Here is a 7,972-nt window from a genome sequence, read left to right on the forward strand (position 1 = left end):
CCGACCAATTCCGGGACCGCAGCTCGGATGAGAGGGCCTTCATCCGAGCCTCGTATTCGCGGGAAATGGCGGAAATATGCCCTTCAAGGTCAAAGCCCGACAGCAGCTCATCCAGGGCGCGCTGGTCGACGGCGCTGGAATGCAGATCGGCCGCCTGCTTGGCTCTTGCGACTGTGGAGACAAGCTCCTTACTGCCTGCGATCCAGCCTGTGCGCAGGCCGGGGGCGACGATTTTGGAGAAGGTGCCAGTGTAGACGACAGCGCCGCCGCCCATACCGCGGTCGATAGCCGCAAGCGCCGGGAGTCCTGCCTTCTCTCCCCCGGCAAACGCAATTTCTCCGTAAGGATTATCCTCCAGAATAACCGTGCCGCTGTGGCGGCACAGCTCTACGACGCTGCGTCTGCGTTCTTCGCTCCAGGTCGCTCCCGTAGGGTTGCCGAAGGTCGGAACAGCATACAGCAGCTTAGGCTTGTGGAGCTGGAGCTTCTGCTCCAGATCGCCTGGCAGCATGCCGTCAGCATCGCTGGCAACCGGGACGATGTTGGCGCGGTAAGACCCAAGCACCTGAAGAGCAGCCAGATAGGTGGGTGATTCGACGAGCACCGTGTCGCCGGGATCAAGCAGCACCCGGCAGAGCAGGTCGATCGACTGCTGCGAGCCGGTTGTCAGAACCACCTCTGCCGGAGATACCGCGATTCCCTGCCGGGACAGCCTTGCGGCAACTTTTTCGCGAAGTGGAGCATAGCCTTCGGTTATGCCATACTGCAATACGGAAGTTTCTCCGGACAACGCCCGGTTGTAAGCTTCTCGAACCGCTTCCAAGGGAAACAGGTCTTCCGCCGGCAGTCCGCCCGCCAAAGAAATGATATTGCCCCCTTGAGTCAGCTTCAGAATTTCGCGTACGGCCGATGAGCCCAGGTGACGCGCCATGGTGGAATAAACAATATTCATGCACTTATGCTCCTTACCTTCTGATTTGATGGTATCATAGCGGCAGATGAGTATAACAGTAAAGCTTCAAATATAACAGTGGGGGTGACCTAAAGCAATGCGTATCGAATTGAGCCGAGCTGGCGGCAAACCGCTTCCGCTGCAGATTAGCGAAGCGCTCGGGCAGCGCATATCATCCGGACTGCTGCAGAAGGGGGTGAAGCTGCCTTCTGTAAGGAAGCTGGCGGTCTCGCTCGGCGTCAGCCAGGTAACGGTTAGCAAGGCGTACGCCGATCTCGAAAGACGCGGACGGATTGTGCGCCGTCAAGGTCTTGGCTGCTTTGTCGCCCCGCTGAAGGACGGGAAACAGGAAGCTGGGGATTACCGCGAAGGAAGCGCCGGGCTGCCCAGCGACCGAAGCTCCGGGGGCGGCAATTTTTGGGATAGGGAAGACGGCGGAAGCCGGAGTCCAGGCCGGAGCGCATTACAGAAGGAGGCTGATGCGCGGAGAAAATTCGGCTGGCAGGAGGACTATGGGGATTATTTGCCGCGAGCGCAGCTTTGGCGGAATTTTGATTACTCCGAGGCGGAATATTCCTTCCACCTGGCAGCCATTCATTCCGGGCTGCTTCCCTTGAAAGAGATCGGCGAGGCGATGACGATGCTGGTGGCGAAACGGCCGGAGCTGATGTCGGTCTACGGTAATTTTCAGGGAGATCTGGGGCTGCGGGAAGTGATGACAACACATCTGAAGGCACGCGGTATCCCCTTGTCCGCTGCAAGCTTGATGATCACGAGCGGGACCCAGCAGGGAATCGATCTGGTGGCGCGGACCTTTGTCGGACCCGGCGATACGGTGTATCTGGAGGCGCCCAGCTATACGGGAGCTATCGACGTGTATGCGGGAAGGGGAGCAGAGATGATATCTGTTCCCATGGATCAAGACGGCATGCGCATCGACCTGCTGACGAAGCTGTGTGACCGGCGTCCGCCCAAGCTGATTTATACCGTGCCCACGTTTCAGAATCCTAGCGGAGTTACGATGAGCATGGAAAGAAGACAGCGGCTTCTCGAGCTTGCCCGAAGCTACCGCTGTCTCATAGTGGAGGATGATCCTTTTTCCGATTTATATTTCTACTCTCCCCCTCCATCCTCGATCAAAAGCATGGATAAAAACGGCCATGTCATCTATATGAAAAGCTTCAGCAAAGTGCTTGCTCCGGGCTGCCGAATTGCCTGCGTTGCCGCTGAAGGCGATATCCTTGAACGGCTGATCGCCGCGAAGGCGGCGAGTGACCTGGGCAGCCCGCTGCTGAATCAGCTCGCGGTGCTTCCGTTCATCGCGGGCAAATATGACGCTTATACGCAGGAACTGCGGACCGCGCTGCGTTCCCGTATGGAAAGAGCAGCCAGGCTGCTGAAACGCCACGCTCCGCAAGGAGTGAAGTGGAGTTCCCCCGGGGGCGGACTTAATTTGTGGCTTGAGCTTCCTGCGTCTGTCAACATCGGAGAGTTGTACAGGAGTGCGTCGCGGCAGGGCATTTCTTTTCTGGCAGGGCATGTATGCTATGCCGGCGAGCCGTCGTCCAGCCATATCCGGCTCAGCTATGCTCAAATGGAAGAAGAGCAGATGGAGCGCGGTTTGCTGCTCCTGATGCCGCTGCTTAAGGAAGCTATGAACGGCAGAATAATGTAATCATTTGACCGGCGCTCTTATTTGGTCTTCAGACTGCGTTCCAGCAGATTAATCTTCTTTCTGACATGCTGGGGCCACAGCTCAAGCGGAACCTCGCCGCCGGAAGCCGCCTGCAGCGTTTTGTAAATGTCCAACTGGCCCCAGCCGAAATATTTATCATGGCCTGGGCTGCCAAGATCGACGGTATTCTTGGTCATGAGATCCATGACCTCTTTATTCGTCAGATCCGGATTCAGCGAGCGTACCAGACCGGCGAGGGCGGCGGCATGCGGACTGGCCATGGAAGTTCCCGACAGCGCGGCGTACTGGCTGCCCGGATACGTGCTGGCGATACTTTCGCCGGGCGCTGTGACATCGACATAATCGCCGTAGTTGGAGAAGGACGCTTTGTCGCCTGAAGCGTTCGTCGCTGCGACAGCCAGCACCTCGGGGTAGGCTGCGGGATAACCCGGGCGTTCTGTGTTATCGTTTCCGGCGGCGGATACCAGCACCACATCCCTGTCGTAAGCGTACTTGACGGCATCATGCAGGAATTGCGAGTCGGCATAATTGCCAAGGCTGAGATTGATGACCTTGGCCCCGTGGTCCGCCGCCCAGATAATGCCTTCGGCTACAGAATAGGTAGTGCCGGCTCCGGTTTTGTCCAGTACTTTGACCGGCAGGATTTTATTGTACCAACTGATGCCCGCCACTCCCTCGGAATTGTTGACCAGTGCTCCGATAATGCCGCAGACATGGGTGCCGTGGCCCACATCATCGGCTGGTTTGGCTCCGCTGGTGATGGCGTTGTAGCCGGAGAGCAGTTGTCCGCGAAGATCGGGATGGTCGGCCTGGACACCGGTATCGACAACGGCGACGGTGACGTTATTGCTTCCCTCGGACAAATTCCACCCCCGGCCGGTCTCGATTGCCGGCAGATTCCATTGATAGTCGGGGTACAGCGGATCATTCGGAGTGATAATCGAAGCTGTATTTTCATCTGTGGAATCATTGGTTAAGTACAGAAAGTGAGGCTCGGTGTAAAGTGGGTGCCACTTATTGGCGAAGTATATCCTTAGCTGAGAATAACTCATATTGGCAGAACGGAAAATGTAGGCGTAACCCAGCTTGCGGGGGGCTCCGCAGCGGATGTCGGCGGTTATTATTCTAAGCTGGTCTGACCCCGGGTGGCCTTCCCTGAACCGGACAACGATTTCGTTCTCGTAATAATGGCTCGCGTTCTCATTGTCATGCCCGGTCTTGACGGTTATATCCCGCAGTGTGTCGGTATGCACGGACTCGACGCGGAATTTGCCTTCCTTTGGGTAGGGAATGAGCCGTAAGTTTTTTCGCTGGTGCTCAGCTACCCGGTTCAGTATGGTCTGGTCGATTAGGGCGAGTACGCCGACTTGTCCATCCCGGCTCCGCTGACCCATAATAAAGTACTTGCGGGTTCCGACGGCAAATGAAGGCGATTCGTAGGATTGATGCTTTTTAACCGCCGATTTGGCAGCATTTAAATACTGACGAAGACGCTGCTGCTGCTCGCGCGTGCCTTCCGGCGCAATGGATTTGAATGTCCGAATTTGCTCTGTAGAGAAATCGATCCACATAAGCATGGCAATATGCCCGTGACTCTGTTCCAGCTTCTGCGCATACAATGCAACATCACGCGGCGGCTTGCCTTCGGTTGCCGTAAGCATTGCGCGCAAATCCCGGCCCGCATCAATGCGGCTCAGCTTATCTGTGGCGGCAACATCATGGACCAGCGCCATTTTTTTCAGAGACTTCTCCTGAGTTGGAGGCACATATCCCGGCTGCCCCCCGTAGTTCCCCGTTCCAGGATGCGTAGCTATGATAAACACCAGCACGGAAGCGCAGAGCGCGGTGACTAGACCGGCGATGGCAATATTTTTACGAGACATATTTCCCGCTCCTCCCTGACATTGTAATAAGGTTAGAATGGGAGGACGCAGCCTGATTTATACATGTACAAAAGGGATACCGCCGAACCTATTTTTGTGTTAGGATAGACATGAAAACGATTGAAATGCAAGGAATTATGTAACAGCAGGCAAGTTAAATTTATAGCCGAAGACAATAAGGGGGAGCAACCGTCATGTCAGCCAATATTCAGAATTTGTGCGAAACGACGAGAGAAAAGCTTAAATATGCCATTGAGAAAATGGAGGCATTCCTAAATCACTACGCGCTGCCGCAGCTTGCGCCCGAAGCGGACGAAGAAACGACGCATTTTTATCAAGGATTTCTGTCTGACCTCCGTCACTTGCTGGTATTCTCTGAGATGTCGTACGAGAAGCTGGGAGTTGCGCTCCGCCGCGCCACATTTAATGAGGAATTTGCGCAAAAAGCGCTTTATAATGTTTACCACTATGGCGTCAACAACTTCTTCTATCCGAAAAATGAAAGCTACTCGGAAGATGGACGTTACGCCTACACGGGGCAGGATGCCATCCGCTTCCGCAAGAAGCCGGTTCGTCCCGTCCGCGATATCATTTTGGACATTACCAAGGTGTATGAGGAACTGCGCGATGATCTTACTTACTACGAGAACGATTATTTGACTGAACGCCGCATGCAAAATCAATTGTAATTTCCAAAGTCTCCCGATATGCGGGGGGCTTTTTTTTCATTCCCGAAGAGGCTTGAACTCCCCGCCTGCATAATAGCTCTGCCGGAAGGACATAATGAACCCGAGGTGATAAACAATGGCAAATGCCGCAAAAACCGTAGTCAACTGCAGTGTCAGCAACTGTAATTATTGGGGGGAGAGCAACATCTGCCGTGCCGAGGAAATCATTATTGAAATCGACAAGCACTCGGGAAGCCGGATGAAAGAAGAATTCGCCGAAGAAATGACCTACGCGAATCATCATGATGTTGCGGTTAATTCCTCTGCAACCTGTTGTCTTACCTTTAAGCCGAAAGCGTAGGAGGTTCCCTATGGACAGTGGACACAAGGGTTCAGGATCAAACGGCTCCAAACGCAAAAAAATCACGCTGCGTCCGCACAGAGTCGATTACCCCCGGAAAGCGCCCGAACATCGCGAGGAATATGCATCCGAGATCAGTCCGCTTCCAGTCCGTTCCGCCTCTCCTGAAGGTTCCGAGGAGCGGGCTACGGACAGGGACAGAGGAGGGGAGGCGGATAAGACCGCCGGTTATGCTGGACTGGTATTAGGCATTGCTTCTCTGTTCATTTGGCCGGTTATTTTGGGACCGTCGGCGGCAGTATTGGGTTATTATGCTTATAATAAGGGCCGTAAAACAGCCGGAGGCTGGGCGATCGGTCTTGGTATTGTCGCAACGCTAAGTTATTTCGTTATGATTCCTTTCGGTCGTTAGGTTTTAACAGGGAACAGTTGGAAAAGAAGGCTTTCGGACCTTGGAAAAGGGCTGAGAGCCTTTTTTAAAATCCGCAGGCAGCAGAAAATAAAACTATATTTAACAAATTCCCTCCAAAAGCCGATATAATTATTATAGGACTAGATTAAGGGAAGAGGGAATGCGGCAGCCATGAATATTAATCCCGCCGTCGCCAGCCAGACTGGCCAATTGAATTGGATTAACCTGAGAAGCTCAGCTGATGCAGGCGTTTCGGCAAAAAATGATAAAAGCTCCACATCGGGAGCCTCCCGATTTGAGGCTGTTCTTGCGGAACAATCGTCATCTTCCGGTGAGGTGCAGGCCCGGACTGCTGCGTCCGAAGACGGGCTGCTATGGCAGAAGGTCGGGGCCTCGGGGGCAGGCGCTATTTCCGGGGAAATAGCGGGAGCGGATGTTAATGGAGCTGCGGATGCAGCGGCAAAACCGACCAGCTATGAAGATCTTATTCAGGCGGCGTCGTCCAAATACGGAGTGCCTGCCGATCTGATTAAAGCGGTCATTGATACGGAATCCTCTTTCAATCCGAATGTTGTTTCCTCAGCGGGAGCCAAGGGACTGATGCAGTTAATGGATGGCACCGCCGAAGGGCTCGGGGTATCCGATCCGTTCGATCCGGCGCAAAGCATTGACGGAGGCGTCCGCTACTTGTCGTATCAACTGAACCGGTTTAACGGACAGGAGAAAATGGCGCTTGCTGCCTATAACGCGGGTCCGGGCCGCGTGATCAAGCTCGGAGTCAGCACAGACGAAGAACTGATGAAGCAATTGGACAAGCTGCCGGAAGAGACGCAGGCCTATATTGCCAAAATTGAACGCGCCCGCGCCAAATATGCGGTATAAGCGGTATAATAGAAAGGGTCAAACGGGACAAACCGTTCGCGCCGTGCTCCGGCCGCCGGTTCCCCGTTTGATCCTTTCACTTTATTGACAGCAAAGGAGTTTTGGCATATATGATTTATTGGGATTATGCCGCCGCCGCGCCGCCCTATGATGAAGTCGCGCGAACGGTGGAGCAGCTGATGAGGCTGCATTATGCGAATCCCTCTTCGCTGCACCGGGCCGGAGCTGAGGCTGCCGCTCTAATTGAACGCGCCCGGGAAGTAAGCGCCGCTGAGCTTGGCGTTCTCCCCGGAGAGATCAGGTTCACCTCCGGGGCGACGGAAAGCAACAACTTGGCCATTAAAGGCGCCGCTTTGCAGTATACGGGAAGAGGCCACCATATCATAACGACGGAGATTGAGCATCCTTCCGTCTATGAGAGCTGCCTGCAGCTGCAAAAAATGGGCTGGGAAGTCACTTTCATCCGGCCTGATGCAAATGGCACGGTGAACCCTTCAGAGGTTGCCGGAACAGTGCGGCGAGATACGGTCCTTGTAAGCGTAATGCACGTCAATAATGAAATCGGCTCGGTGCAGCCGCTGGCGGAGATCAGCCGTGCTGTCAAGTCGGCCAATCCCCGGACGCTGTTCCATGTGGACGGCGTTCAAGGATTCGGCAAGCTCCCCGGAGGTCCCCGGGATTTCGGAGCGGACTTGTATAGCTTGTCTTCGCATAAAATCCGCGGTCCCCGCGGAAGCGGCCTGCTGTATGTCAAAGAAGGGGTTCAATTGTTCCCTCTGCTGAGCGGTGGCTCCCATGAGGGTGGCATGCGTGCCGGAACGGAAAATCTCCCGGCGATTGTCGCTGGAGCCAAAGCGGTGCGGATGGCGGCCGAGCGGCGGGGAGAATTCGTCTCCCGCATACTGCCTCTCCGGAACAGGCTGCTGGCATTTTTGCGGGAAATACCCGAATTCACTGTGAATAGCTGCGAAGAGGGAGCGCCTCATATCATGCATTTTTCTTATCCCGGCATGAAAGGCGAGGTTATGGCTCGTCAGCTTGAGCAGCTCGGGATGCTGGTATCCACCCGCTCCGCCTGTTCGTCGAGGCTGGCCGAGCCGAGCCGTGTACTGCTCGCG

8 protein-coding genes are annotated in these 7,972 nt (G+C 54.9%); 6 read left to right on the forward strand and 2 right to left on the reverse strand.

Annotated elements, in window-relative coordinates:
- Window positions 1–952: aminotransferase-like domain-containing protein (locus L691_RS0127245; RefSeq protein ID WP_025693344.1), on the reverse strand; the 952-nt coding region annotated here is incomplete at its 3' end.
- Between the two features lie 97 nt (window positions 953–1,049).
- Between L691_RS0127245 and pdxR the strand changes: the two genes are divergently transcribed.
- Window positions 1,050–2,627: a MocR-like pyridoxine biosynthesis transcription factor PdxR gene (pdxR, locus tag L691_RS0127250; protein ID WP_025693345.1), complete on the forward strand. Its 1,578-nt coding sequence runs from the start codon at window positions 1,050–1,052 to the stop codon at window positions 2,625–2,627.
- A 17-nt stretch (window positions 2,628–2,644) separates the two neighbouring features.
- On the opposite strand, the gene L691_RS0127255 is transcribed toward pdxR, so the two are convergent.
- A complete protein-coding gene (locus L691_RS0127255; protein WP_025693346.1) occupies window positions 2,645–4,531 on the reverse strand; it encodes a S8 family peptidase in 1,887 nt (628 codons plus the stop codon).
- Between the two features lie 194 nt (window positions 4,532–4,725).
- Between L691_RS0127255 and L691_RS0127260 the strand changes: the two genes are divergently transcribed.
- From L691_RS0127260 to L691_RS0127280, 5 genes are all read left to right on the forward strand, one after another.
- The gene (locus L691_RS0127260; RefSeq protein WP_025693347.1) at window positions 4,726–5,220 is read left to right on the forward strand and encodes a YpuI family protein; all 495 of its coding nucleotides are present in this window, start codon (window positions 4,726–4,728) and stop codon (window positions 5,218–5,220) included.
- 115 nt (window positions 5,221–5,335) lie between these two features.
- Window positions 5,336–5,560 (forward strand): DUF1540 domain-containing protein, encoded by a 225-nt coding sequence (locus L691_RS0127265; RefSeq protein WP_025693348.1) that lies wholly within the window; start codon window positions 5,336–5,338, stop codon window positions 5,558–5,560.
- Window positions 5,561–5,570: 10 nt separating this feature from the next.
- Window positions 5,571–5,972 carry a hypothetical protein gene (locus L691_RS0127270; protein WP_025693349.1) on the forward strand — a complete coding sequence of 134 codons (402 nt, stop codon included), beginning with the start codon at window positions 5,571–5,573 and terminating at the stop codon, window positions 5,970–5,972.
- Window positions 5,973–6,143: 171 nt separating this feature from the next.
- Window positions 6,144–6,854 carry a lytic transglycosylase domain-containing protein gene (locus tag L691_RS0127275; RefSeq protein WP_025693350.1) on the forward strand — a complete coding sequence of 237 codons (711 nt, stop codon included), beginning with the start codon at window positions 6,144–6,146 and terminating at the stop codon, window positions 6,852–6,854.
- Window positions 6,855–6,964: 110 nt separating this feature from the next.
- On the forward strand, window positions 6,965–7,972 hold a 1,008-nt coding region (locus tag L691_RS0127280; RefSeq protein ID WP_025693351.1), incomplete at its 3' end, for a cysteine desulfurase family protein.

The sequence above is a fragment of the Paenibacillus zanthoxyli JH29 genome (assembly GCF_000520715.1).
GTDB classification, from domain to species: domain Bacteria; phylum Bacillota; class Bacilli; order Paenibacillales; family Paenibacillaceae; genus Paenibacillus_AQ; species Paenibacillus_AQ zanthoxyli.